The 25,157-nt window shown below is 72.7% G+C and carries 24 protein-coding genes; 20 read left to right on the plus strand and 4 right to left on the minus strand.

Annotation, left to right across the window (positions count from 1 at the left end):
* Positions 1-19 precede the first annotated feature (19 nt).
* The 5 genes from ACQP04_RS25480 (at position 20) to ACQP04_RS25500 (ending at position 3,655) form a co-directional block, all read left to right on the plus strand.
* Entirely contained in the window at positions 20-1,624 is a 1,605-nt protein-coding gene (locus ACQP04_RS25480; RefSeq protein WP_433503089.1) for a PEP/pyruvate-binding domain-containing protein, read from the plus strand.
* Complete coding sequence (locus ACQP04_RS25485) at positions 1,621-2,067, plus strand: FAS1-like dehydratase domain-containing protein (RefSeq protein WP_433503090.1); 447 nt, start codon at positions 1,621-1,623, stop codon at positions 2,065-2,067. Before ACQP04_RS25480 ends, ACQP04_RS25485 begins: the two co-directional genes overlap by 4 nt.
* Positions 2,064-2,525: a MaoC/PaaZ C-terminal domain-containing protein gene (locus ACQP04_RS25490; RefSeq protein WP_433503091.1), complete on the plus strand. Its 462-nt coding sequence runs from the start codon at positions 2,064-2,066 to the stop codon at positions 2,523-2,525. Before ACQP04_RS25485 ends, ACQP04_RS25490 begins: the two co-directional genes overlap by 4 nt.
* A gap of 48 nt (positions 2,526-2,573) precedes the next feature.
* Entirely contained in the window at positions 2,574-3,149 is a 576-nt protein-coding gene (locus tag ACQP04_RS25495; protein ID WP_433503092.1) for a TetR/AcrR family transcriptional regulator, read from the plus strand.
* 95 nt (positions 3,150-3,244) lie between these two features.
* Complete coding sequence (locus ACQP04_RS25500; protein WP_433503093.1) at positions 3,245-3,655, plus strand: limonene-1,2-epoxide hydrolase family protein; 411 nt, start codon at positions 3,245-3,247, stop codon at positions 3,653-3,655.
* Here ACQP04_RS25500 and ACQP04_RS25505 read toward each other — a convergent pair.
* Complete coding sequence (locus ACQP04_RS25505) at positions 3,604-5,118, minus strand: AMP-binding protein (protein WP_433503094.1); 1,515 nt, start codon at positions 5,116-5,118, stop codon at positions 3,604-3,606. The two genes, ACQP04_RS25500 and ACQP04_RS25505, sit on opposite strands and share 52 nt — an antisense overlap.
* A 106-nt stretch (positions 5,119-5,224) precedes the next feature.
* Between ACQP04_RS25505 and ACQP04_RS25510 the strand changes: the two genes are divergently transcribed.
* From ACQP04_RS25510 to ACQP04_RS25525, 4 genes are read left to right on the plus strand one after another with little or no spacing between them, the layout of a single operon-like run.
* Positions 5,225-6,883 (plus strand): AMP-binding protein, encoded by a 1,659-nt coding sequence (locus tag ACQP04_RS25510; RefSeq protein ID WP_433503095.1) that lies wholly within the window; start codon positions 5,225-5,227, stop codon positions 6,881-6,883.
* Between the two features lie 5 nt (positions 6,884-6,888).
* A complete protein-coding gene (locus ACQP04_RS25515) occupies positions 6,889-8,037 on the plus strand; it encodes an acyl-CoA dehydrogenase family protein (protein WP_433503096.1) in 1,149 nt (382 codons plus the stop codon).
* Positions 8,030-8,815: an enoyl-CoA hydratase/isomerase family protein gene (locus tag ACQP04_RS25520; protein ID WP_433503097.1), complete on the plus strand. Its 786-nt coding sequence runs from the start codon at positions 8,030-8,032 to the stop codon at positions 8,813-8,815. Before ACQP04_RS25515 ends, ACQP04_RS25520 begins: the two co-directional genes overlap by 8 nt.
* Before the next feature lie 42 nt (positions 8,816-8,857).
* Positions 8,858-10,417, plus strand: coding sequence for a long-chain-fatty-acid--CoA ligase (locus ACQP04_RS25525; RefSeq protein WP_433503098.1), 1,560 nt, complete (start codon positions 8,858-8,860; stop codon positions 10,415-10,417).
* 10 nt (positions 10,418-10,427) lie between these two features.
* Here the strand turns inward: ACQP04_RS25525 and ACQP04_RS25530 are convergent, their stop codons facing one another.
* Entirely contained in the window at positions 10,428-11,798 is a 1,371-nt protein-coding gene (locus tag ACQP04_RS25530; RefSeq protein ID WP_433503099.1) for an SLC13 family permease, read from the minus strand.
* Positions 11,799-12,129: 331 nt separating this feature from the next.
* Between ACQP04_RS25530 and surE the strand changes: the two genes are divergently transcribed.
* The gene (gene surE, locus ACQP04_RS25535) at positions 12,130-13,050 is read left to right on the plus strand and encodes a 5'/3'-nucleotidase SurE (RefSeq protein WP_433503100.1); all 921 of its coding nucleotides are present in this window, start codon (positions 12,130-12,132) and stop codon (positions 13,048-13,050) included.
* Between the two features lie 234 nt (positions 13,051-13,284).
* A complete protein-coding gene (locus tag ACQP04_RS25540; protein ID WP_433503101.1) occupies positions 13,285-14,370 on the plus strand; it encodes an IS110 family transposase in 1,086 nt (361 codons plus the stop codon).
* 28 nt (positions 14,371-14,398) lie between these two features.
* On the opposite strand, the gene ACQP04_RS25545 is transcribed toward ACQP04_RS25540, so the two are convergent.
* Complete coding sequence (locus ACQP04_RS25545; RefSeq protein WP_433503102.1) at positions 14,399-15,256, minus strand: TetR family transcriptional regulator; 858 nt, start codon at positions 15,254-15,256, stop codon at positions 14,399-14,401.
* A 40-nt stretch (positions 15,257-15,296) separates the two neighbouring features.
* On the minus strand, positions 15,297-16,481 hold the full coding sequence (locus ACQP04_RS25550) for an LLM class flavin-dependent oxidoreductase (RefSeq protein ID WP_433503103.1): 1,185 nt from the start codon (positions 16,479-16,481) through the stop codon (positions 15,297-15,299).
* A gap of 162 nt (positions 16,482-16,643) precedes the next feature.
* Between ACQP04_RS25550 and ACQP04_RS25555 the strand changes: the two genes are divergently transcribed.
* The 9 genes from ACQP04_RS25555 to ACQP04_RS25595 are packed head-to-tail and all read left to right on the plus strand — an operon-like array spanning position 16,644 to position 25,144.
* Positions 16,644-17,909 (plus strand): cytochrome P450, encoded by a 1,266-nt coding sequence (locus ACQP04_RS25555; protein ID WP_433503104.1) that lies wholly within the window; start codon positions 16,644-16,646, stop codon positions 17,907-17,909.
* On the plus strand, positions 17,906-18,100 hold the full coding sequence (locus tag ACQP04_RS25560; RefSeq protein ID WP_433503105.1) for a ferredoxin: 195 nt from the start codon (positions 17,906-17,908) through the stop codon (positions 18,098-18,100). The genes ACQP04_RS25555 and ACQP04_RS25560 overlap by 4 nt, the downstream gene beginning before the upstream one ends.
* Positions 18,101-18,124: 24 nt before the next feature.
* The gene (locus ACQP04_RS25565) at positions 18,125-19,264 is read left to right on the plus strand and encodes a CaiB/BaiF CoA transferase family protein (RefSeq protein ID WP_433503106.1); all 1,140 of its coding nucleotides are present in this window, start codon (positions 18,125-18,127) and stop codon (positions 19,262-19,264) included.
* Complete coding sequence (locus tag ACQP04_RS25570; protein WP_433503107.1) at positions 19,261-20,454, plus strand: CaiB/BaiF CoA transferase family protein; 1,194 nt, start codon at positions 19,261-19,263, stop codon at positions 20,452-20,454. Before ACQP04_RS25565 ends, ACQP04_RS25570 begins: the two co-directional genes overlap by 4 nt.
* Complete coding sequence (locus ACQP04_RS25575; protein WP_433503108.1) at positions 20,447-21,283, plus strand: enoyl-CoA hydratase-related protein; 837 nt, start codon at positions 20,447-20,449, stop codon at positions 21,281-21,283. The genes ACQP04_RS25570 and ACQP04_RS25575 overlap by 8 nt, the downstream gene beginning before the upstream one ends.
* Entirely contained in the window at positions 21,280-22,449 is a 1,170-nt protein-coding gene (locus ACQP04_RS25580; RefSeq protein WP_433503109.1) for a thiolase family protein, read from the plus strand. Before ACQP04_RS25575 ends, ACQP04_RS25580 begins: the two co-directional genes overlap by 4 nt.
* A complete protein-coding gene (locus tag ACQP04_RS25585; RefSeq protein ID WP_433503110.1) occupies positions 22,446-22,850 on the plus strand; it encodes a Zn-ribbon domain-containing OB-fold protein in 405 nt (134 codons plus the stop codon). The genes ACQP04_RS25580 and ACQP04_RS25585 overlap by 4 nt, the downstream gene beginning before the upstream one ends.
* Positions 22,847-23,656, plus strand: coding sequence for an enoyl-CoA hydratase/isomerase family protein (locus ACQP04_RS25590; RefSeq protein ID WP_433503111.1), 810 nt, complete (start codon positions 22,847-22,849; stop codon positions 23,654-23,656). The genes ACQP04_RS25585 and ACQP04_RS25590 overlap by 4 nt, the downstream gene beginning before the upstream one ends.
* Positions 23,657-23,671: 15 nt before the next feature.
* Positions 23,672-25,144: an aldehyde dehydrogenase family protein gene (locus ACQP04_RS25595; RefSeq protein ID WP_433503112.1), complete on the plus strand. Its 1,473-nt coding sequence runs from the start codon at positions 23,672-23,674 to the stop codon at positions 25,142-25,144.
* Positions 25,145-25,157 lie beyond the last annotated feature (13 nt).

Below are 25,157 nucleotides of genomic sequence, written 5' to 3' on the forward strand. Positions count from 1 at the left end.
CCCGCAGAGGACCGCAACGATGCCCTCCCCGACCGCGACCACGGACACGTGTGCCGCCGTCTTCGCCTTCCATCACGACCACGGCGTCCCGGCCCGGACCCTCGCCGAGCTGCTCGGCGGCAAGGGCGCCGGGCTGGCCGAGATGACCACCGCACTCGGGCTCCCGGTCCCGCCCGGTTTCACCATCACGGTCGAGACCTGCCGCCGGTACCTCGACGAGGGCTGGCCCGCGGAGCTCGACGGCCTGGTGGCCGAGCACACGAAGAGTCTCGGCACGGCGCTGGGGCGCCGCTTCGGCGACGCCGCCGACCCGCTGCTCCTGGCGGTGCGCAGTGGGGCGCCGCGCTCCATGCCGGGCATGCTCGACACGGTGCTCAACCTCGGGCTGAACGACGAGACCGTCGAGGGTCTGGCCCGCGCCGCGGACGACGAGCGCTTCGCCTGGGACTGCTACCGCCGCTTCGTCCGCATGTACGCCACGACCGTGCTCGGCACCTCCCCCGAGGCGCTCGGCGCGGAAGCCCCGGCGGACGACGTGGCGGCCATGCGGGCGGAGATCGCGCGCGTGCGGGAGGTCGTGGACATCCCGCAGGACCCGTTCGCCCAGCTCCGCGCAGCGATCGAGGCCGTGTTCCGCTCCTGCGGCAGCGAGCGCGCCCGCGCCTACGCGCAGCGCGAGAAGCTCACCGGCTCACTCGCGACCGCCGTCAACGTGCAGGCGATGGTGTTCGGCAACCGCGGCGGCGAGTCCGGTACGGGCGTCGTGTTCACCCGTGACCCCGCCACCGGCGAGGCGCGCCGCTACGGCGACTACCTCCCGTGCGCGCAGGGCGAGGACGTCGTGTCCGGCACCGCCCGCACCCAGACGATCGACACCCTCGGTGACGAGCTGCCCGCAGTCTGGGAGCAGCTCGAGGGTGTGCTCGGCCGACTGGAGCAGCACTACGCCGACATCTGCGACGTCGAGTTCACGGTGGAGCAGGGCAGGCTCTGGGTCCTGCAGACCCGGGTCGGCAAGCGCAGCGCGGTCGCCGCGGTACGGGCCGCGGTGCAGATGGCCGAGGGGCCGGACACCCCGTTGACCCGTGAGCAGGCGGTCGCGCGCGTCGGCCGAGAGGTCCGGGACGCCGCCCGCCAGGCCGTGCTCGCCGCCGCGGCCACCCAGCAGCGCGGGGATGCCATCGCGAAGGGTCTCGGGGCCTCGCCCGGGCGCGTCACGGGCAGGGCCGTGTTCAGCTCGGACGAGGCCGCGGACGCGGGTGACGACGAGGACCTCGTGCTCATCCGGCCCGAGACCAGCCCCGAGGACGTGCCCGGGATGGCCGTGTCGGTCGGCGTCGTCACCGGCACCGGCGGCCTGGTCAGCCACGCCGCCGTCGTCGCACGGGGGTGGGGGCTGCCCGCCGTCGTCGGCGTCGAGTCGCTGCTGATCGACGCCGCCGGCGCCCGCACCGCCGACGGCCTCCACACCATCGCCCCGGGCGACCTGGTGACCCTCGACGGCACCACCGGCGAGATCTGGCTGGGCGGCGACCCCGCGGAGGCGGGCGGTGCCCGGCTGGACGACGTGGCGGTTCTCGCCGAGCACCTGCCCGAGCTGGCCGTGCTGGAGTCGTGGGGATGAGCCTGACGGTCGGGGACGTCGTGGACGAGGTCGCGTTCACCGTGGAGGAGGGCAAGGTCCGGGAGTTCGCCCGGGCCACCGCCGCCCTCGACCCGGTGCACACCGACCCCGAGGCGGCGGCGGCCGCCGGGTTCCCCGCGCAGCCCGCCACCGCCACGCACATCGTGGTCAGCGGGCACCACCGGGACCAGCGGGCGATGGTCGAGCGGCTCGGGCTGGCCCTGGAGCGGGTGATGGTCGGCGGGGTGCGGTGGCGGTACCGCCGTCCGCTCGTCGTCGGGGACCGGCTGCGGGGGACCCGCAGGCTGGTCGGGGACGAGCAGGTCGGAGGGCGCTCCGGGCGCACCCCGATGCGCAGACTCACCCTGGAGACCGCGTTCGTCGACGCCGAGGGGCGGGTCGTCGTGGAGTGGCGCGAGACCGTGCTGGAGCGTGGCCGGTGACGGCCCGGGAGGCGCGGGCCGTCGGCGTCGGGGACCCGGTGCCCGAGCGGGAGATCGGCCCCGTCACCCAGACCGACATCGTGCGCTTCGCCGGCGCGGGCGGGGACTTCAACCCGCTGCACCACGACCCGGCGTTCGCGGAGAAGGCCGGGTTCGACACCGTCATCGCGATGGGCCAGATGCAGGCGGGGATGCTGGCCGCCTGGCTCACCGACTGGTGCGGGATCGAGCACCTGCGCGAGCTCGACGTCCGGTTCCTCGCCCCGGTGCGGCTCGGCGCCGTGCTGCGGTTCACCGGCGAGGTGACCGGTGCGGCCGAGCTGAACGGCGAGCCGGTCGCGGAGCTCGCGTTGCGCGCCGCCGTGGACACCGCCGAGGTGGCGCGGGCGACGGCGGTCGTCGCCCGCGGCGGCGTGAACGGTCGTTCCGCGCACTCCCCGGACGAGAGTCTGCGGTGACCCGCGGGGTCGGAACCGCGTTTCATGTCCTCTGCTAGCGTCCGCCGGGTGGACGGCGCCGACGACCGGGAGCGGCTCATCCTCACGACCGCCGCCGAGCTGTTCCGCGACAAGGGCTTCCACCGCGCGGGCATGGACGAGCTCGGCACCCGGGCCGGGCTGAGCGGTCCCGCGCTCTACCGGCACTTCGCCGGCAAGAACGAGATCCTCGCCGCCCTGTTCACCGAGGCGCTCGACGAGCTGGTCGGCGCCACGGCGGCGCTGCTCCCCGACCCGGTGGACGACCTGCGCAGGCTCGTCCGCCACCACGTGGGGTTCACGGTGGGCCACCGGGCCCTCGTCACCGTGTACCAGCGCGAGGACCGCGCCCTCGTGGAGCCCTGGCGCGCGGAGTTCGGCCGCAGGCGCCGCCGCTACGTGCAGCGCTGGGAGGCGGCGGTGGCCCGCGCCGCCCCTGGTGCGGAGCCCGCCGCGGTCGCCGCCACGACCCGGTGCTGCCTCGCCACCATCTTCTCGCTCGCCTACTGGACGCCCCGGCTCGTCGGCGCCCCGGACGCCGTCGAGGCCGCCGAGGAGTACGTGCTGCGCGGCGCGGGCCTGTTGGGCGTCGAGCTGCACGGATAGTCCACTTCGGACTGGCACATTGGTGAGGGGCGTCCGGGGCAGCCCACTGGTCTACTCGGGCGGCACCGACGACCGGCCCCGAATGGAGCACGACGATGAGCACCGAGACGACGGTCACCCCGGCCAACGACCTCGAGAAGCGGTCCCTGAAGTTCTTCGCGGCCTGGTCGAACTCCGACGCCGACGAGCTGCTGGGCTACTTCGCCGACGACGCGGTCTACCACAACGTCCCGCTCGCCCCCCTGCACGGGAAGCAGGCGATCGAGGGCTTCCTGCGGCCCTACTTCCAGGCCGTGGGCCTGGACATCATCACCACGGCCATCGCCACCACCGGTCGGCTGGTCCTGTCCGAGCGGCTCGACATCCTCAAGCTGCAGGACGGCCGGACCTTCGACCTCCCGGTCACCGGCGCGATGGAGTTCGACGAGAACGGGCTCATCACCGCCTGGCGGGACTACTTCGACCTCGGCAGCGTGGAGCGCGGCACCGGGCTGTCCTTCGGCTGAGCGCGCAGCTCGCAGAGCAGGATCTTGCCCGCGTCGCTCCGCGGGACCCGGTCCACCAGCTCGACGCGGCGGGGGCACTTGTAGTGCGCCAGCCGGGCCCGGCAGTACGCGACGAGCTCCTCGGCGAGGCCGGGTGTGGGGGTACCCAGCGGGGCGACCGCGGCGCGGACCTGCTCGCCGAACTCCGCGTCGGGCACTCCGTAGACCGCGACGTCCGCGACGGCGGGGTGCAGCGCGAGCAGGTCCTCGACCTCCCGCGGGTACACGTTGACGCCGCCGGTGATGATGGTCTGACCGAGCCTGCCTGTGAGGTACAGGTACCCGTCGGCGTCGACCTGTCCGAGGTCGCCCGCCGAGCCCCAGCCGGGGCTCGCCGAGGTGATGCGCTCGGGTTCGACGGCATCGGGGCGGCCGAGCCACACGTGTCCGGTCCTCCCGGCAGGCAGGACCTTCCCTTCGGCGTCGGTGATCCGCACCGTCCCACCCTTGGGCAGGCCGACCGAGCCCGGGTGGGCGAGCCACTCCTCCGGCCCGATCGACGTCCGGCCGTAGCCCTCGGAGGAGCCGTAGTACTCGTGAACGATCGGTCCCCACCAGTCGAGCATGGCCCGCTTCACCTCGGGCGGACAGGGCGCGGCGCCGTGGATCGCGACCCGGTGGGTCGCGAGGTCGTAGCGCTCGCGGACCTCCACCGGCAGCCGCAGCATCCGCACGAACATCGTCGGGACCCACAGACTGTGCGTGATGCCGTGCCGCTCTATCGCGGCGAGCGAGCCCTCGGCGTCGAAGCGGGTCGTGGTGACGACGGTGCCGCCGAGCTGGTGCACCGCCTGCAGGAAGGCCATCGGCGCGGAGTGGTAGGCCGGCCCCGGGCTGAACAGGATCGGCGGCGCCTGGCCTGGACCGGGCACCACTCGTAGGTCGGTCATCATCGCCGCGTACCGGAGCGGCACGTCCACGGGATGGACACCGGGCGGTTCCTCCCGGAAGGGCTTCGGCCGCCCGGTGGTGCCGGAGCTGAACAGCAGACGCCCACCCATGGTCTCGGTCAGATCGCCGGGGGCCGGCGCTTCGGCGACCCCGTCGTAGTCCTCCTCCACCACGAGGGTGAGGGCGGAGGCGCCCGCAGCCCGGACGGCCTCGACCGTGCCGGCTCCGGCGATGACGGCCTTCGGTGCCGCGTCCTCGATCATCGGCCGCAGTTCGCCGGCGCCCAGCCGCGGGTTGACCGGCGCGACGACGAGCCCGCTGCGCCAGCAGGCCCACATGATCTCGGCCCACCGCACGTCGTTGGCTATGGCCACCAGGACCACGTCCCCCCGCCGGAGCCCGCTGTCGCGGAACCAGCCGGCCAGGGCGGCGCTGCGCCGGTCGACCTCGGCCCATGTCACCTGCGCACCGGTGTCCGCCATGACGAAGGCCGGCCGGTGCGGCGACGACGCCGCGTGGATCGGTGGGTACACGCCGACACCGTACTTCTTTGGACTGACCATTGATAAGGCCGATCAGATCCGTATAGGCTCGTGTCCCCGATCACAGCGGACGTTTCGTGACGAAGCGGAGAATTCAATGGCCAGCCCCGAGCTCGAGGCCCAGCACGCCACCCTGACGGTCCACGACCGCTACGACGACGAGTCCATCCAGCTCTTCCGGGGGCGCGGATGGTGGCAGGACGGCTCGGCCGCGGCGCTGCTCGACCGCTGGGCCGACGCGATGCCGACCCGGCGCTTCGTCTCCGACGGCACCATCGAGCTCGACTACGCGACCGTGCGCGAGCGGGCGCACGGTCTGGCAGCGGCGCTGTTGCGCCGTGGCGTGCGGCCCGGTGACCGGGTCGCGATGCAGTTGCCGAACTGGGCCGAGTTCGTGGTCGGGTACCTCGCGATCGCCCGGATCGGCGCGGTCCTGGTGCCGATCATGACGGTGTACCGCCAGACCGAGGTCGGACACGTGCTCCGCAACTCCGGCGCGGTCGCAGCGATCACCACGGGCGAGTTCCGTGGGTTCGACCACGCGGGAATGTTCCGCAGCCTGCAGAAGGAGATCCCGGCGCTGGGCACCCTCGTGATCGCCCGTGCTGCGGCCGAGGAGGGCGAACTGGCGTTCGACGCGGCCTGCGCCACCACGACCGACCAGACCGAGCTCGGACCGCACCCTGATCCCGACCTCCCGCACGTGATCGTCTACACCTCGGGCACCGAGTCCACGGCCAAGGGCTGCGTGCACACCTGGAACACCCTCGACTACTCGGCCCGCGGCCTCGCCCACGACGTGTTCCAGACCACGCCCGAGGACGTGATGTTCATGCCGTCACCGGTCGCGCACGCGACCGGACTGGTGGTCGGTGTGCTCGGCCCGCTCGCCGTCGGCGCCGAGACGCACCTGCTCGACATCTGGGAGCCGAACGAGGGGTTGCGCCGCATAGAGCAGTACCGGTGCACCGCCAGCGCCACCGCCACTCCTTTCGTCCGGATGGCTCTCGACGCCCAGCGGACCGCACAGCGAGACCTGTCGTCGATGCGGTTCTGGCTCTGCGCCGGCGCACCGATCCCCGAGGCCCTCGCCCTCGAGTTCGACAAGGCCTTCGACGGTGGCGTCCTGATGCCCCTCTACGGCTGCTCGGAGATCATGGCCGGCGCCTGCTGCCACCCCGGCGACCCGCTCGAACGTCGCGCCGGCTCCGACGGCTCGCCGGCCCTCGACGGGGTCCGCATCAAGCTCGTCGGTGCGGACGGCGGGGAGGTCGCGACCGGGGAGGAGGGCGAGATCTGCTACTGGGGCCCCGGAGCCATCCTGGGCTACTGGCGCGACCCGGAGCGGACCGCCGCCACGATCGACAGCGAAGGCTGGCACCACACCGGCGACCTCGGCCGGTTCGACCCCCAGGGCTACCTGCGCGTCTCCGGCCGGCTCAAGGACATCATCATCCGCGGCGGCACGAACCTGAGTGCCGCCGAGATCGAGGGATACGTCGCAGCGCACCCCGCGGTGGCCCAGGTTGCAGTGGTCGCCTACCCGGACGAGCGGCTGGGCGAGAAGGCCTGCGCGGTCGTCGTCCCCAAGCCCGGCGAGCAGCCGACATTGGAGGACATCACCTCGTTCCTCAAGGGACGCGACATCTCGATGCAAAAGCTGCCCGAGAGGCTCCTGCTCGTCGACGAGTTGCCCATGACGGCGACCGGCAAGGTGCAGAAGTTCCTGCTCCGTGACCTGGCCCGGAAGAGCTGACGCCGGTGGAGTTCGCACTCACTGACCATCAGCGGGACCTCGTCGAGGCCGCCCGGACCTATTCCGCGGAACGCCTGGGGCCGCACTACCGCCGGCGCGACCGCGAGGGCGCGCTCGACCCCGCCACCCTCGCCGAGATGGGCAAGCTCGGCTTCCTCGGCGTCGAGTTCCCCGAGCGGCTAGGCGGCCTCGGCCAGGACTGCCTGACCGCGGGCCTCGTCGTCGAGGCGCTCTGCGCCGAGGACATGAACATCGGCTACGTCACGATCAACGCGTCGCTGATCTGCCAGATCCTGAGCGAGCACGGCCGCCCGTCCGTCGTCGAGCCGTGGATCGAGCGGCTGCTGCGTGGCGAGATCCTGCCCTCGATCGCGCTCACGGAGCCGGGCGGCGGGTCGGACGCCGCGGCGCTGACCCTGCGCGCCCGTCGGGACGGCGACGAGTACGTGCTCAACGGCGAGAAGACCTCGATCAGCTTCGCCACCCAGGCGGCGTTCTCCGTCGTCTTCGCGCGCACGGGCACCCCGGACTCGCGCGCCCGCGGGATCAGCACCTTCCTCGTCCCGCTGGACACCGCGGGACTGACCCGCACGGCCTTCGACGACCTCGGGGGCCGCAGCGTCGGGCGCGGGTCGCTGCACTTCGACGACGTCCGCATCCCCGCCGACCACCTGCTCGGCGCCGAGGGGGCGGGGTTCGCCCAGGTGATGCAGGGCTTCGACTACAGCCGGGCGCTGCTCGGGCTGCTCTGCCTCGCGGTGGCCGGGAAGTCGCTCGCCGAGACCTGGGCCTACACCACCGAGCGGCACAGCATGGGCAGTCCGCTGTGGCAGCACCAGGGGGTGTCCTTCCCACTCGCCGAGGCAGAGACCCAGCTCGCCGGGGCCCGGCTGCTGTGTCTGCAGACGCTGTGGCTCAAGGACCGCGGGCTGCCGCACACCGCCGAGGCGGCGATGTGCAAGTGGTGGGGGCCGAAGCTGGCCTACGACATCGTGGGCTCCTGCCTGCTGACCCACGGGCACGGCGCCTACTCCCGCACGGACCTGCCCTTCGAGCAACGGCTGCGGGACCTGCTCGGACTGCAGATCGGGGACGGCACGGCCCAGATCATGAAGCTGATCATCGCGCGACAGAAGGTGGCCGAACATGGGTGAGCCGGTGGCGCTGGACATCGCGGACGGGATCGCGCACGTCACGCTGGACCAGCCCGAGCGCGGAAACCCCTTCGACTTGGACTTCTGCACCACGCTGAGCCGGGTGGCCACGGAATGCGACGAGAACACCGCGGTCCGCGCGGTCCTGATCACCGCCCGGGGCCGCTACTTCACCGTCGGCGCCGACCTGAAGACGATGACCCGGGACCGGGAGGCCCTCCCCCGCTTCATCAAGGACGCGACGGTCGGGCTGCACTCGGCGATCTCGCGGTTCGCGCGGATGCGGGCGCCCATGGTGCTCGCCGCGCACGCGCTGGTCGTCGGCGGCGGGGTCGCGCTGTCCGCGGCCGCGGACTTCTGCCTCGCCGCCCGGTCCGCACGGTTCTACGCCGCCTACACCGGCATCGGGCTGCTCTGCGACGGCGGCGGGTCGACCTTCCTCCCCCGCCGGGTCGGCGTCCGCCGCACGGCCGAGTTCCTCATGCGCAACCAGACCTGGAGCGCCGACGAGGCCCTCGCGCACGGCCTCGTCACCGAGGTCGTGGCGGACGAGGACCTGACCGCCCGGGCCCGGGACCTGGCCGTCGAGCTCGCCGCGGGCCCGACCGCGTCGTTCGGCGAGATCAAGAACCTCCTCCTGTCCACCTGGGAGCAGCCGATCGAGGCCCAGATGGAGCTGGAGGCGCGCGCGATGGCGCGGGTGTGCCGCACCGACGACGCCTGGACCGGCGTCACCGAGGTCGCGGCCCGGCGCACACCCGAGTTCCGCGGCCACTGAGCGGCCACCGAGCAGCCACGAACCGACCAATCGGAGGACGTCGTGCAAGCCACCCAGATGCTCCGCCACGCCGCCCGGATCAACCCGGACGGAGACGCCACGGTCTGCGGCGACCGCAGGCACACCTGGCGCGAGACCGAGGACCGGGTCGCGCGTTTCGCGGGAGCGCTCCGCGCGCTCGGCGTCGGGAACGGGGACCGGGTCGCCGCCCTGGCGATGAACTCGGACCGGTTCTTCGAGCTCTTCTACGCGATCCCGTGGGCCGGTGCGGTCTTCGCCCCGCTGAACATCCGCTGGGCCACCGAGGAGAACGCCTTCGCGCTGCGCGCGGCGAAGGTCACGGTGCTCCTCGCGGACGACGACTTCCTCGAGCAGGCCCGGGCGCTGCAGAAGCTCGTCCCCGAGATCACCACGATCATCCACATCGGCGACGACCCGACCCCGCTCGGCACGGTCCCCTACGAGGAGCTCGTCGCCGCGCACGAGCCCGTGGCGGACGCCGACCGGCGCGGCGACGACACCTACGTCGTCTTCTACACCTCCGGCACCACGGCCCAGTCCAAGGGCGTCGCGCTGTCCCACCGCAACGCCGTGTCGGTGTCGGTGTGCTTCCACGCCATTCTGCCCAGCACCCGCGACCTGCGGTTCCTACACGTGGGCGGCATGTTCCACCTCGCGGGCGCCGGACCGACCTGGTACATCACCCTCGCCGCGGGCACCCACGTGGTGCTCCCGAAGTTCGAGCCGCTCGCCTTCCTCGGCGGGATCGCCGAACACCGGATCACCAACAGCGTGCTCGTGCCGACGATGATCAACATGCTGCTGCACCAGCCCGAGCTGGCCGAGTACGACCTGTCGACCTGGCACACCTGCGTGTACGGCGGGTCCCCGATGCCGGAGGCGGTGCTGCGCCGCGCGATGGAGCTCGTGCCGGGCTGTCGGTTCCACCAGATCTACGGGATGACCGAGACGGCGGGCTACGCCACCGCCCTCACTTGGCAGGACCACCTGGACGGGCTGGCCCGCGAGGACGGCACCCTGCGCTCGGCGGGCCGAGCGATCCCGGGCATGGATATCCGCACCCTGCGGCCCGACGGGACCGAGTCCGGCGTCGGCGAGGTCGGCGAGATCGTGCTGCGCGGCGACAACGTGATGACCGGCTACTTCGACAACCCCGAGGCCGACGCCGACGTCCTGCGGGCGGGCTGGCTGCGCAGCGGGGACGCGGGCTTCTTCGACGAGCGCGGGTACCTGCACGTCGCCGACCGGGTCAAGGACATGATCATCAGCGGCGGGGAGAACGTGTACTCCGCGGACGTCGAACGGGCGCTCTACGAGCATCCCGCCGTCCGCGAGTGCGCCGTCATCGGCATCCCCAGCGAGCGGTGGGGCGAGGCCGTCCACGCCGTCGTCGTGCTCAAGGACAGTGCGGAGGCGACCGAGGAGGACCTCGTCCGGCACTGCCGCGGCCTGATCGGCGGCTACAAGTGCCCCCGCAGCGTGGAGTTCCGTACCGAGCCGCTGCCGACCACACCCGTCGGCAAGATCCGCAAGAACGTCCTGCGGGAGCCGCACTGGCGCAGCCGGCAGACCCGCATCTGACGGCTCGGGGTCACCCGACCCCGGGCACCACCAGCACCAGCCACGTCACCAGCGGTCCGACCACCATCATCGTGATCGCGAACAGGAGGAGCCCCCGGTAGACCCCGGCGCGCTGGGGCTCCGGGGTGTTCGCGATCGCCAGCGCGCCGCCAGTGGAGAACGGCGACACATCGACCAGCGACGAGGAGATCGCCAGCGCGACGACCAGGCCCACCGCGGCCACCTCTCCCGTGGCGATGAGCGGGACGGCCAGCGGCAGCAGTGCGCCCAGGATGCCCGTCGTCGAGGCGAAGGCCGACACGATCGCCCCGATCACGCACACCAGCAGCGCCGCGACCAGCGCCGAGCCCGTCGACGCGACCGTGTCGCCGAGCCAGGAGATCGTCCCCGCCTCCGACAGCAGACCCACGTAGGTCGACACCCCGGCGATCAGGAACACGACCGACCACGCGATCCCCGACTCGGCCGAGCGACCGGTCCGCGGGAACAGCAGGGTCAGCAGGACGGCCACGGACAGCGCGAGGAAACCCACGTCGAGCCCGAGGAGGAGGGCGCCGACGAGCACGACGCCGAACCCGCCGACCGTGCACGCCTGCTCACGGCCGAACGTCGGGTGGGCCGTCGCGCGGTCGGCGGTGGGCGTCGCGGTGGAGCCCGTGGCCGCGGGCGAGCCGGCCGACGGCGCTCCCGCCGGGCCCGGCACGTCTCCGCCCCGCGGTTCGCCCCGGTGCCCGATCGGCACGGCCTCGCCGCCCTCCGCCGATGCGTCGGACCAGGCCAGCTCGGTGCCACCGAGGGCCACGTAGGCGGCGACCGCCGCCGCGGCACTCGCCGCGAACGCCGCGCCGAACAGCAGCCACTCGTCGTTGCCGATCGCGTTCCGCTCGGCCACCCCGCCCACAATGACCCCGAAGATCCCGATCGGGGAGAAGGCACCCGCGGAGTTGCCGAGCCCCAGCATGATCCCCATGAGCAGGGGTCGGATCCGGTAGGTCGTCGCGAAGCTCATGGCCATCGGCATCAGGATCGCCACCACCGCGGCACCCGCGGCACCGAAGACGCACAACGCCGCCGTCAGCAGGAAGAAGACCCACGGGATGGCGCCCGCGCGACCACCGACCACCCGGACCACATGGTGCAGAAACCAGTCGACCGTGCCGTTGCGCTGCGCCGTGCAGAACAGGTAGGTGACCCCGACCAGGACCACGAACAGCTCCGCCGGGAACCCGACGAGGATCTCCCCGGCGTCGAGGCCCAGCACGAAGGTGCCGAGCCCGAAGGCGGCGAGAAAGGCGAGCGCCCCCATGTTCACCGACCACAGGGTGGCCACGACGATGAGCAGGACCAACGTGCCGACGGCGGCGAGGTGTACGGAGGTCATGCGCTCAGCCCCTCCCGAACGGACGGGGCCGCTGGGGCACAGAGCACTCGTCGACCATGTCTCTCCTTCGAGATCTGCGACTTGAACCCTCCGTCCCGGTGTTCAGCAGAGCTGAACAGATCCGGGGAGGTGCATCACGCGTTCCCACTTTGACATGGTCACAGCAGGCCAGGCAAGGGTCTGGACAGCGGACCAGACGAGCGATTGCTCGGTCGAGGCCGGTGCGCACTCACTGCCCCCGGCCGGCTTCGACGTCAACGGTCCACCTGTTCCTCACCTCCACGCCACCTTGTTCTGGTCCGATCATCGGACCGAGCGAAGGGTGGCGATCATGGGCCGGAACGGTCTGCTGGCGGTGGGTGGGGTGCTCGTGCTGGGCCTGACGGGGTGTGCCGGCGGTGCGGGCGGGGGCCCGGTCGCCTCGCCGACGAGCCCTGCGGCCGCGCAGGCGGTGACGCAGCAGGCCGCCCCGCTGCGCATCCTCCTCACCAACGACGACGGCTGGTCGGCACCCGGGGTCGTGGCCGTGCGCAAGGCACTGCGGCGCGCCGGGCACACCGTTGTGGAGGTCGCACCCGCGGACGACCAGAGCGGCACCGGTGCCTCGTTGACCCTGAAGGGCACGCTGTCGCTGACGGCCCACGGCCAGGACGTGTGGGCGGTCGGCGGCAGGCCCGCCGACGCGGCCGCCGTCGGGCTGCGCTCGGTGATGGCGAGCGCACCACCGGACCTCGTGGTCTCCGGCATCAACAGCGGCCACAACGTGAGCGAGTCGGCGATCCACTCCGGCACCGTGGGTGCCGCGATGACCGCCGTCGAGTTCGGGGTCCCGGCGATCGCGGTCAGCGGGCCGTCGACGGGCGGGAACGCCGACCCCGCCCAGTTCGCCGCCGCCGCGGACTACACCGCGCGCCTCGTCGGGCGGCTGGCCGCCGACCGCGGCCAGGGCCCCCTCCTCCCGGACGAGATGGTCCTCAACGTCAACTACCCGAAGGTCGCGGCGGGCGCCGTGGCCGCCGAGGTGCGGTCGGTGCCGACGTCGGACACGCCACTGATCGACCTGTCCTACACCGCGGGCCCCAAAGGCGTCCTCACCCCCACCCTCGTCCAGGGCACCTCCACGGACCCAGACGACGACGCGGGCGCCGTCGCCGCCGGGTCGGTCGCCCTCACCGACCTCGCCACCGACCCCGAGCCCCCGTCCCCGGACTTCGGCGTGGCCGACCGCCTCGCGGGCAGCGTCCAGCCCTGACAGTGAGGATGTAGGCGAGCCCCGCAGCCGGTCGTTCTGACCCAAGCCCTGACTGACCTCGGGTCCTGAACTGGATCTGTCGTTCGGCTGACTGCGGGACTCGCTTGCACGCACCGGACGGCGTCGTGACCTCATAGGAGCCTGTGCCAGCAGGCACCCATCACTGTCTTGTCCGCCAGCCCGGCTGGTGCGTGCCGCCCTGCACGCTCAAAGGACAGGACGACAGTGACCACGATGACACAGCCCACCCGTTCTGTGATGGGCTCCGCCCAGGAGCTGCAGGTCACCGGTGGGATCGACACTCATAAAGACACCCACACCGCTGCGGTGCTGGACTCCGCGGGTCGGCTACTGGGCCACCGCCAGTTCCCGACCACGCCGTGCGGCTATCGGAGTCTGCTGGCCTGGTTGCAGGGCTTCGGACTGCTACTACGGGTCGGGGTCGAGGGCACCGGTGTCTACGGCGCAGGCCTGGCACGCCACCTGCACGCCGCCGGGATCGAGGTGGTCGAGGTCGACCGCCCCGACCGCAAGACCCGCCGCTGGCAGGGCAAGTCCGACCCGGTCGACGCCGAGGCCGCCGCTCGCGCCGCGCTGTCCGGACGCGCTACCGGCACCCCGAAACACCGCGACGGACAGGTGGAAGCACTACGCGCGCTGCGAGTCGCTCGACGCAGCGCCATCAGCAACCGAGCCGAAGCACAGACCCAGATGAAATCGCTGGTCGTGACGGCTCCGGAGACACTGCGCACCGAACTGCGCGGACTGACCACCCGTCGGTTGATCACCCACTGCGCGACTCGCCGCCCTGACCACAGCCGGGCCAAGGACCCCGCCACCGCGACCCTGATCGCGCTGCGCAGCCTCGCTCAGCGCCACCAACGCCTCACCGCCGAGATCGCCGAACTCGACGCACTGCTGGGCCCGCTGGTCGCCGCGATCAACCCGGGCCTGGTCGCGTTGAACGGGGTCGGCACCGAGGTCGCCGGACAGCTGCTGGTCACCGCAGGAGAGGACCCCGAACGGCTCGACTCCGAGGCGGCGTTCGCCATGCTCTGCGGGGCAGCACCACTGCCCGCCTCCTCCGGACGCACCCACCGCCACCGGCTCAACCGTGGCGGGGACCGGCAAGCCAACGCCGCGCTCTACCGGATCGTGCTCTGCCGACTGCGGTGGGACCCACGCACCCGCGCCTACCGCGACCGCCGCACCACCGAGGGCATGTCCAAGAAAGAGATCATCCGCTGCCTCAAGCGCTACATCGCCCGAGAGATCTACCAAGAACTACTCACATCCCACGACGCCCCAGCCGTCGCTTGACATCCATAGGAGCATCCGGGAGCGCCGGTCAGCGGTCCGTGTAGCGCACCATCTCTAGGCCAAAGTGGACGTACCGGGCGGCGACCTCGTCGGGTCGCAGGTCCCCCGCCGGGTTGAACCACTCGGCGATGGACTTGCACATCGTCACGACGGCCCGGGAGACCTCGCGCGGGAACGGGGTCTCGAAGCGACCGCTCTCCACGCCGGCCGCCACCTGGGTGTCGACCAGCCGCTGCTGGAGGGCCCGGCGGACGGTCATGTCCGCGCGGGCGGACTCGTCGAGACTGCGCATCTCGCTCGCCGCGAGGAAGCCGACCTCGCGGCGATGGGTGTGGAACAGCGCCATCGTCTCGACGAGCAGCGCGAACCGTTCGACCTCGTCGGCGCCCGCGTCCACGGCCGCCCGGCAGCGCCAGAGCAGGTCCTCCATGCCGAGGTCGAGGATGCGCTGGAGCATCTCCTGCTTACTGGCGTGGTAGTGGTAGATGCCCGAGACGGACAGTCCGGACTCGCGCGCCACGTCCCGGACGGTCGCCCCGTGGTAGCCCGTCTGTTGGAACACCGTCATCGCGGCGCGCAGCACGGGGTCGAGGTCCAGCGGGGCGTACCGGCGCCAGGCCCGGTCCGTGGAGGCGGCCGAGGTGTACGGCGGGGGCACCGGGTCGGCGGTCCGACCCGACAGGATGTCGTCCACGGTGCGCCCGAGCAGCGACGCGATGCGGTTGAGCCGGACGACCGAGAGCGTGGTGCGCCCGGTCTCCAGCTGGCTCATCGTCCCCACGCTGACCCCGAGGGCCTTCGCGAGCGTGCGCAGGCTCATCCCCGCGGCCGAGCGGGCCGCCCGCACCCGCCCGCCGACCTCGGCGTCCTCGACGTCCAGCGGCATGGTGTTCACGATATCCGAACGCCACGCCGTGGCGATGCCGTCAGGCCCCGGTCTCCACGACCTCCTTCTGGTACTTCTCGGTCATGTGCGCGATGGCGTCCGCATGCTTGGTGAAGTGCTCGTCGCGCGAGCCCATCGCCCGCTCCTTCGCTGCGGTCGTGGCCGCGGCGAACGTGGCGGGCCCGCCCTGGAAGTGGGGGAACACCCGCTGCGCGAGCAGCTCGTAGGAACGCAGCGTCGCCGCGGGGTTGGCCCAGTCGTGCGCCTGCAGGAGCATCGCGCCGAACCCGCCGGACTGGGCGACCAGCCGCTCGACCTGGCGGCAGGCGTCCTCCGGCGTGCCGATCACACCGAACCCACCCTCGTTGATGAAGTCGATCATCTCGCGCACGTTCCCGCCCTCGACCACCATCTGCGGGAACGCCGCGACCTTCTGGAAGTAGCGGAACCACTCCTCGATCCCGAACTCGACGTCCCGGATCGCCTGCTCGCGGGTCTCGGCGATGTGCATCGCGCCGACGAGCCGCCACGACGAGCGCGACGGTGCGGGCCGTCCGTGCGCCGCCGCGCGCTCCTCGACGACGTTCCAGTGGTGGGCGAGCGCGTCGAACCCGTCCTTGGTCAACGTGGCACCGATCGACATGAGGCCGACCCCGTGCCGACCGGCGAGGCGCGGACCGGTGGGTGACGCGACCGCGGCCACGGTGATGTCGAAGCACGGCTGGGTGAAGGGTCCGTACTGCAGGCGCGCGTCGACCAGGTTGTGGGTCGCGGTGCGCTCGGTGACCGACTCCCCGGCGAGCAGGCGCAGGATGATGTCGAGGTTCACCTCGAGGAGCTCGCGGGTGTCGGTCGGGGTCAGCCCGAGCATCGCCCCGTCGGTCGGCAAGGATCCGGGCCCGGCGCCGAACATGGTCCGACCGCGGGTCAGGTGGTCGAGGAGCACCATGCGCTCCGCCACCCACAGCGGGTTGTGGTAGGGCACGGACGTGACGCCGGTGCCCAGCCTGATCCGCCGCGTCCGCTCGGCCGCGGCCGCGATGAAGATCTCGGGGGTGCCCACGATCTCGTGGCCCGCCGAGTGGTGCTCCCCGATCCAGACCTCGTCGTAGCCGAGGCGGTCCAGGTGCTCGACGAGCTCGAGGTCGCGCTGCAGGGCGACCGCGGGGTGTTCGCCGGTGGCATGCAGCGGGGCGAGGAACGTGCCGAAGCGGAGTGACGACATTGACTTCTCCACGGGAAGTAGGTTGTTCGTAAATCCTGAACACCACGAGACCGCCGCTCGTGTAGCGCAGACCTTGACATGGTCATGTGGGTGATGCAAGTCTCTGGATCACTCAGAGCGGGCGAGCGCTCGCACGGTTTTCGGATCCCTCAGGAGGCTGCAGTGACGCAGCAGCAGGACGTTCAAGCACTGGACGACGCGCCGGGGGTCATCGGCGGCCGCAACCACTTCACCGACTACGACCTGGACTCCCCGGAGTTCACCGAGCACTACGACGAGGTGCTCGAGGCGGTGCTGGACAAGTGCCCGGTCGCGCGGAGCGAGGCGTTCGGCGGGTACTGGGTCGTGAACCGCGCCGAGGACTTCAAGCGGTGCGCGGTCGACCACGAGACCTTCACCTCCACCCGCGGGTTCGAGCCCGCCCACGGCAATGAGGGCGATGGCGGGATGAAGCTGTACCCGCTGCAGATCGACCCGCCGTACCACACCCGCTGGCGCAAGGCGCTGGGTCCGTACTTCTCCACGAAGGCGATCGCCCCGCTCGAGGAGGGCATCCGCGAGCACGCGAACTTCCTGATCGACTCGTTCATCGAGCGCGGGAGCTGCGACTTCGTCGCCGAGTTCGCGGCGCAGCTGCCCGCGCGGGTCTTCTTCGGGTCGTTCCTGCGGGTGCCGTTCGACCAGATCCCGCCGGTCCAGAAGGCGACGGACGACGCGATCCGCGGCCCCGGCGAGGGGCGCGGGGAGGCCTGGGGCGTCATCGGCGGGTTCCTCGACGCCTACCTCAAGGAGCGGGCCGAGGGCCCCGAACAGAACGACTTCGTGGACGCCGTGCTCGCGGGCGTCGAGACGGACGAGAGCGAGCCCGCGCCGTACGAGCACAAGCTGTTCACCATGATCGACTTCCTGGCGGGCGGGATCGGCACGACCTCGCACACGCTGGCCTCCCTGGCCCACCACCTGGCGACGCACCCCGACCACGTGCGGCGGCTCGCCGCCGAGCCGGACCTGCACGCGAACGTCGTCGAGGAGGTCATCCGGATCTACGCGCCGGTCACCGCGCTGGGCCGCACGGCGACGAAGGACACCGAGATCGCCGGTCAGAAGATCGCGGCGGGCGACCTGGTGATGCTGTCGGAGGCCGCGGCGTGCCGGGACCCGCGGGTCACCGACAACCCGGCCGTGGTCGACCTGGATCGGCGGGTGCCGGTGAACCTGGCGTTCTCCTACGGGCCGCACCGCTGCGTCGGGGCACACGTGGCACGGCTGGTGATGCGCTGCGCGCTGACCGAGGTGCTGCGCCGGATGCCGGACCTACGGGTGGCCCCCGGCGAGGCGCCGACCTTCAGCAACAGCGGGGTCGCACGCAACATGGACACCCTGCCGCTGGTCTTCACCCCCGGCGAGCGCGAGGTGGCGGCGGAGTGAGGTTCGTCGTCGACCCAGCTCTGTGCTGCGGACACGGGCTGTGCGCCGCAGTCGCGCCCAGGGTCTACACCCTGGACGACGAGGGCTACAACACGATCCTGGGCGCGGAGGCCGAGGTCCCACCGGGGCTCGAGGCCGATGCGCTCCGCGGCGCCGGCTCCTGCCCGGACGGCGCGATCCAGACCACGTGAGGACGACAGAGTGAGGTCGACAGAGTGAGGTCGAGCGGAACCGGGACGCCCGCGCCATTGGCGGGCGTGCACGTGGTCGAGATCGGTACCGGGCGCGCGGGTGCGTTCGCCGGGGCGATCCTGGCCGATCTCGGGGCGGACGTGGTGAAGATCGAGTCCTCCCGGGAGGACGACGGGTCGCCCCGGCGGCGGTCACACCGGATCGCCTACGACCGCGGCAAGCGGTCCGTCGCGGCGGAGCCTGCCGCCCCGGGGGCGGACGACCTGCTGGAGCGGCTGCTCGGCTGGGCGGACGTGCTCCTCGAGGAGGACCCGGCCTGGCGCGCGGACCGTTCCGCTCCGCTCGACGCACTCGTGCACTGTTCGATCTCGGCCTACGGGTCCGCGGCCGCGGCCTGCCGCCCGGCGCCCGACCCGGACTCGGAGGACCTGCTGGTGCAGGCGTTGTCCGGGAACATGGACCTGACCGGGCACGAGGGCGGTCCGCCCGGGGAGGCCGGGGTGCCCGTCGCCGACCTGTGCGCGGGCGTCTACGCCGCGATCGGCGCGCTCGGCGGGGTGCTCGCGGGCGGGGGGCACCGGGTCGAGGTGTCCAAGACGGACGTCGCGGTCGCGCTGCTGAGCTACATGGCCGTGGGCTGGTTCGCCGACGGCGAGGTGCCGACCCGCGTGGGCACCGGCCACTCGACGATCTTCCCCTACAACTCCTTCGAGGCCGCGGACGGCGAGGTGGTCGCGGCCCCGTTCACCCAGCGCTTCTGGCGGAACTTCGCCACCGCGATCGGGCGCGAGGACCTGCCGGGGCGCGAGGAGTACCGCGACTTCGCCCGCAGGCTGGTGGCGAAGGAGGAGCTCCTGGGCCTGTTCGCGCCGCCGCTGCGGGAGAAGACCGTCGCCGAGTGGGTGGCGGCGTTCGCCGAGGCGGACGTGCCCGCGGGGCCGGTCCTGTCGCTCGCCGACGCACTGGACCTCGAGCACACGGTCGTCCGGGGCATGAGCCCGACCGTCGACGGGTCGGCGCCGCCGGTCCGCACGGTCGCGTCGCCCTTCCGGTTCCGCGCGCCGAACGGGACCGCCTTCCGGCCCGTCCCGAGGGTCGCGCCGCAGCCGGGTGCCGACACCGCCCGGGTCCGGGCCGAGCTCGCCGCGGAGGGGGTCCGATGAGCCTGCCGCTGGAGGGGGTGCGGGTCCTGGACCTCACCCGGATGTTCGCCGGGCCCTGCGCGGCGCAGGTGCTGGCCGACCTCGGGGCCGAGGTGGTCAAGGTCGAGGAGCCGCGGATCGGCGACCCGACCCGGCGCAACCTCCCGATGTGGGGGGACGAGAGCGCGTACTTCCTGTCGCTCAACCGCGGCAAGCGCAGCGTCACGCTCGACCTGCGCACACCGGAGGGCCACGAGGCGCTGCTCCGCCTGGTCGACCGCAGCGACGTCCTGGTCGAGAACTTCCGGCCCGGGGTGCTGGCCCGGCTGGGGCTGGGCCCCGAGGAGCTGGCGGCGCGGCGCCCGCAGCTCGTCTGCTGCTCGTTGTCGGGTTTCGGGGCGACGGGTCCGCTGCGCGAGACGATCTCGTTCGACCTGGTCAACCAGGCGATGTCCGGCATGATCGAGCTCACCGGGGAGCCCGGGGAGCGGCCCGCCCGGATCGGCGTGCCGATCGGGGACATGGCGGGCGGGCTCTACCTGTCCCTCGCGGTGCTGGCCGGGCTAGCCCAGCGGGAGCGGACCGGCCAGGGGTGCTGGGTCGACCTCGCGCTGCACGACGTGCTCATCACCCTGCTGTCCGACGTGGCCCAGCGCCACTTCCTGACCGGCGGGGACACCACCCGCACCGGCAGCCGGGACCGGGACGAGGCCCCCCGCGGACGGTTCCGGGCGCTCGACGGGTGGCTCGTGCTGTCTGCGGTCCGGCCCGAACACTGGCGGGGCCTGCTCGACGTTCTCGACGCCCCCGAGCTCGGAGCGGATCCCCGGTTCGCCGACGCGGCGAGCCGCAAACGCCACGAGGCGGAGCTCGACGCAGCCCTGGAGGCCAGGCTGGCGACCCGGGACCTCGCGTCCTGGGTCCGGGAGCTGACGGCCGCAGGCGTGCCCGCGGCACCGGTCAACTCCTTGAAGGACGCGCTCGAGTCCCCCCTGCTCCAGGGCGGCGGCCTGATCGTGGAGGCCGTCCACCCGACCACCGGCCGGATCCGCACCCTGGCCTCCCCGCTCCTGCTCGACGGCGAGCGGGCAGGCGGCACCGACGTGTCGCCGGTGCTCGGCGCGGACACCGCGGACGTGCTCGCCGAGCTCGGGTACGACGCCGCGGACGTCGAGCGCTTCGCCGAGGCGGGGGTGATCCGCCGTGGGTGAGCCGATGGAGCTGAAGGTGACCCGGGTCGAGGTGGACGAGCACGGCGTCGCCACCGTCACCCTGAACCGCCCGGAGCGGGGCAACTCCTGGACCGCCAGGATGCACGCCGAGTACCGCTGGATCATGGCGGAGCTGGAGGCGGACCCGCGGGTCCGGGTGGCGGTGCTGACCGGGGCCGGGCGCGCCTTCTGCGTGGGCGCGGACTCGAAGGCGCTCTCGGGGTACGTGAAGTCCGACAACGGGTTCGACCCCGGGCTGCCGCGCGAGGCGGCCAACCCCGGCTACGGCGTGCGCCCGGAGTTCGACGCGGACGTGAGCTGGCAGCTCGGCCTGCGCTTCCCGCTGATCGCGGCGGTGAACGGCGCGTGCGCCGGGGTCGCGTTGGCCCTGGCGGCCTACGCGGACATCCGGTTCGGGATGTGGGACGCGAAGATCACCACCGCCACGCCGAAGCTGGCGATGCCCGCCGAGTACGGACTGTCCTGGATCCTGCCGCGGCTGCTCGGCGCGACCCACGCCGCGGACGTGCTGCTCAGCGGTCGCATCCTGCGCGCGCAGGAGATCGGCGCGATGGGCTTCTTCAACAAGGTGCTCGGCCCCGAGGAGTTCGGCCCGGCGGTCACCGACTACGCGCGGCTGCTCGCGGGCCTCTCCCCCGCCGCGACGACCGCCACCAAGCGCCAGCTCTACGACGACCTGCTCGATGCGGACCCGGCCCGCTCGGTGAACCGCAGCAAGGAGCTGATCGGCGAGCTGATGGCCCACCCGGACTACGCGGAGGGCGTCCGGGCGCTGGTCGAGAAGCGCGCGCCGAGGTTCGGGCGGTGAGCCCGCCGCCTCCCTCGGTCGTCGGTACTGCCGAGCTCGCACCCGCCCGCGACACCGGCGCGGAGACCGAGCTCTCGCTCTCGGCCGCGGTCGGCGTCGCCGCGCTGGCGGACGCCGGGCTGGGCCCCGAGGACGTCGACGGTCTGCTCGTCCACCCGATCGACGCGGCCAGCAGGCTCGTCCCCTCCACGGTGGGCGAGTACCTCGGGCTGCGTCTGGGCTACGGGGACAGTGTGGACCTCGGCGGCGCCACCGCCGTCGGGATGCTGTGGCGGGCCGCCGCCGCGATCCGGGCGGGGATGTGCTCGGTCTGCCTGTGTGTCACCGCCGCGCCGCGGGTGCCGGCGGGCTTGGTGCACGCCGGGCCGACCCGGCGCACGGTCGACACCTCCCCCTGGCGCGAGTTCGAGGTGCCCTACGGCAACATCGGCGCCACCGAGGGCTACGCGCTGATCGCGATGCGGTACGAGCACGAGTTCGGCGACACCGCACGACAGCGCGCCCGGCTCGCGGTGGCCCAGCGGCAGAACGCCGCCCGCCACCCCAAGGCCTTCTTCGCCGACACCCCGCTCACCGAGGACGAGGTGCTGGGGTCCGAGCTCATCGCCGACCCGCTGCGCAAGCTGGACTGCGTGCTGCCGACCGGCGGCGCCGCGGCCGTCGTGGTGGTCGACGGCGCCCTCGCGGGCCGCGGCAGGCACCGGCCCGTCCCGGTGCTGGGTGCGGGAGAGGCCATCACCCACAAGACGATCACGTACGCGCCGTCCCTGACGGACACGGCGATCCGGCGCTCGGCGGATCGGGCGTTCACCGCGGCAGGCGTCGACCGCGCCGCGGTGGGCCTCGCGTCGATCTACGACTGCTACACCAGCACGGTCCTGCTCAGCCTCGAGGACGCGGGCTTCTGTGCCAAGGGGAAGGCGGGCGCGTTCGTCGACGCCCACGACCTCACCTGGCGCGGGGACTTCCCGCTGAACACCCACGGCGGGCAGCTGTCCTTCGGCCAGGCGGACGTCGCGGGCGGGATGAGCCACGTGACCGAGGCCGTCCTGCAGCTGCAGGGCCGCGCCGAGGGCAGGCAGGTGCGCGACCTGCGCCACGCGTTCGTGCACGGCAACGGAGGGATCATGAGCGAGCAGTCGAGCGTCGTGCTGGGGGCCACGTGAGCGGCACCCGTCCGGCGCCCCACCCGACGGCGGTGTCCGCGCCCTTCTGGGCGGGCTGCGCGCGCCACGAGCTGCTGCTGCAGCGGTGCGCGGACTGCACCGCGGCGGTGTTCTACCCACGCAGCACCTGCCCGAGCTGCGGGTCCGCCCGGCTGGACCACGTCCCGTCCGGGGGACGCGGCACGCTCTACAGCTACACCGTCGCGCGGCGGGCCACGCACCGGAGGCTCGCCGACCGGGTGCCGTACGTGATCGCGATCGTGGAGCTGGCCGAGGGCCCCCGGCTGACCTCGACCGTCGTCGGCACCGACCCGGACGCCGTCCGCATCGGGATGCCGCTGGTCGTGGACTTCGAGGACCACGAGGGTTTCACCGTGCCGGTCTTCCGGGAGGCGCCGTGAGTGTGCTCGACGTGGACGTGGCGGACGGCGTCGCCACCATCACGCTCAACCGCCCGGACAAGCGCAACGCCATGGACCCCGAGATGGTGGTGCGCCTGGCCGACGCGTGGCACCGGGTCCGCGAGGACGACGGCGTCCGGGTGGCGATCCTGACCGGCGCCGGCCCGGAGACCTTCTCCGCGGGCGGCGACCTGCGCAGGCTGATCACCCTGCTGACCCGGGCGCGCCCGGCCGAGGACGAGTGGGACGAGCGGCTGCTGGCCGATCAGCGCGGGGTGATGAACAGCGCGATGCTGCGCGTCCCCTCCTTCCCGAAGCCGATCGTCGCGGCGGTGAACGGACTGTGCTTCGCGGGCGGGCTCGAGCTGGCGCTCGCCGCGGACCTGCGGGTGGTCGCCGACCACGCTCGGCTCGCACTCAGCGAGGTCCAGCGCGGGCTGATCCCCGGCGGCGGCTCGGTCGCCCGGCTGCCCCGCATGGTGCCCGCGCCGATCGCGCGCGAGCTGCTGCTGCTCGGCGAGCCGGTCACCGCGGCCCGGGCGTACGACGTCGGGCTGGTCAACGCCGTCGTGCAGGGCCCGGAGGTCCTCCCGCGGGCCCGCGCGATGGCGGACCGGATCGCCCGCAACGCCCCGCTCGCCGTCGCGGCCGTGCGGGAGGCGGTGGCCGAGGCCCCGGGCGTCGGGCTCGAGGAGGCGTTCCGCCGCGAGGACGAGGCGGTGCGCCGGATCATGCGCTCCGCGGACGCCCGCGAGGGCGCGCGCGCCTTCGCCGAGCGCCGCGACCCCCGCTACACCGGCACCTGACGAAGGAGGCAGACCATGTCCCTCAGTACATCCGTCGACACCTACGTCGACCGCGAGCACCGGATGATGATCGGTGACGAGTGGGTCGTGGCCGTCTCCGGCGAGACGATCCCCGTGGAGGACCCCGCCACCGGCCGAGAGATCGGCGCGGTCCCCGCGGGCGGGGCCGCCGACGTCGACCGGGCCGTGGCCGCGGCGCGGGCGAGCTTCGCGTCCAGGGTCTGGCGCGGCACCCCGGCCCGCCGTCGCGGCGAGGTCCTCTGGGCGATCGGGGACCTCGTCGCGACGCACGCGGACGAGCTCGTCCGGATCGAGGTCCTCGACAACGGCATGCCCACCGCGATGGCCCGTGGCCTGCTCGACGGAGTGGTGGAGGGGTTCCGCTACTACGCCGGAGCCTGCGCCCGGTTGCACGGACGGACCGCCGACATGGGCGCCGACCTGGAGTTCCACGCATTCTCGGTGAGCGAACCGGTCGGCGTCGCCGGGCTGATCGTGCCGTGGAACGGACCGCTGGCCAGCCTGAGCAACAAACTCGCCCCAGCCCTGGCGGCCGGGTGCAGCGTGGTCGTCAAGCCCGCGGAGCAGACGTCACTGAGCACGCTGCGCCTCGCCGAGCTGGTACGGGAGGCCGGCGTCCCGGCCGGGGTGGTCAACGTCGTCACCGGCACCGGGACGTCGGCGGGCGCCGCGCTCGTCGACCACCCGGACGTCGACAAGATCTCCTTCACCGGGTCGCTCGCCGTGGGCCGCACCGTCGTGGCCGCCGCGGCCGCGAGCAACCTCAAGCGCGTCACGCTCGAGCTCGGCGGCAAGTCGCCGGTGTTCGTGTTCGACGACGCCGACCTCGAGACCGCGATCCCGCAGGTCGGGGCCGGCATCTTCGCCAACAGCGGGCAGATCTGTTTCGCGGGCTCCCGGGTCTACGCCCAGCCCGGCATCACGGACGGGCTCCTGGCCGGGCTCGGCGAGTACGCACGCAGCCTGAAGGTGGGCAACGGGCTCGACCCGCAGACCCAGCTCGGTCCGCTCATCTCCGCCCGGCAGCGCGACCGGGTGCTCGACTACATCGGCGCCGGTGTCGCGGAGGGCGGCGAGGTCGTGACCGGCGGGCGGACGGTCGGGGACGCGGGGTACTTCGTCGAACCGACGATCTTCGCGGGCACCCGTCCCGACATGCGGATCGTGCGCGAGGAGATCTTCGGGCCGGTGCTGACCGTGATGCCCTTCACCGGGCTCGACGACCTGCCGACGATCGGCAACGCCACCGAGTACGGCCTGGGCGCCGGCGTCTACACCCGGGACCTCGGCACCGCGCACCGCGCGGTCCGGCTCCTGGACGCGGGCAACGTGTGGGTCAACTGCTACGGCAGGCGGGATCGCTCGCTGCCCTTCGGCGGGTTCAAGCAGTCCGGCTGGGGCCGGGAGAACGGGCCCGAGGGCCTCGACGCGTTCCTCGAGAAGAAGTCGGTCTACCTGCATCTCTGACCGGCCGGGAACG

The sequence above is a fragment of the Pseudonocardia halophobica genome, from assembly GCF_050948485.1.
In the GTDB taxonomy this organism is placed as follows: Bacteria; Actinomycetota; Actinomycetes; order Mycobacteriales; family Pseudonocardiaceae; genus Pseudonocardia; species Pseudonocardia halophobica.

What these genes read in the sequence shown, in the direction of transcription:
- ACQP04_RS25520 (WP_433503097.1), top strand. Translation starts at nt 8,030, where the DNA reads ATGGGTGAGCCGGTGGCGCTGGACATCGCGGACGGGATCGCGCACGTC.
- ACQP04_RS25480 (WP_433503089.1), top strand. Translation starts at nt 20, where the DNA reads ATGCCCTCCCCGACCGCGACCACGGACACGTGTGCCGCCGTCTTCGCC.
- ACQP04_RS25510 (WP_433503095.1), top strand. Translation starts at nt 5,225, where the DNA reads ATGGCCAGCCCCGAGCTCGAGGCCCAGCACGCCACCCTGACGGTCCAC.
- ACQP04_RS25485 (WP_433503090.1), top strand. Translation starts at nt 1,621, where the DNA reads ATGAGCCTGACGGTCGGGGACGTCGTGGACGAGGTCGCGTTCACCGTG.
- ACQP04_RS25595 (WP_433503112.1), top strand. Translation starts at nt 23,672, where the DNA reads ATGTCCCTCAGTACATCCGTCGACACCTACGTCGACCGCGAGCACCGG.
- ACQP04_RS25540 (WP_433503101.1), top strand. Translation starts at nt 13,285, where the DNA reads ATGACACAGCCCACCCGTTCTGTGATGGGCTCCGCCCAGGAGCTGCAG.
- surE (WP_433503100.1), top strand. Translation starts at nt 12,130, where the DNA reads ATGGGCCGGAACGGTCTGCTGGCGGTGGGTGGGGTGCTCGTGCTGGGC.
- ACQP04_RS25530 (WP_433503099.1), bottom strand. Translation starts at nt 11,798, where the DNA reads ATGACCTCCGTACACCTCGCCGCCGTCGGCACGTTGGTCCTGCTCATC.
- ACQP04_RS25500 (WP_433503093.1), top strand. Translation starts at nt 3,245, where the DNA reads ATGAGCACCGAGACGACGGTCACCCCGGCCAACGACCTCGAGAAGCGG.
- ACQP04_RS25550 (WP_433503103.1), bottom strand. Translation starts at nt 16,481, where the DNA reads ATGTCGTCACTCCGCTTCGGCACGTTCCTCGCCCCGCTGCATGCCACC.
- ACQP04_RS25545 (WP_433503102.1), bottom strand. Translation starts at nt 15,256, where the DNA reads ATGCCGCTGGACGTCGAGGACGCCGAGGTCGGCGGGCGGGTGCGGGCG.
- ACQP04_RS25570 (WP_433503107.1), top strand. Translation starts at nt 19,261, where the DNA reads ATGAGCCTGCCGCTGGAGGGGGTGCGGGTCCTGGACCTCACCCGGATG.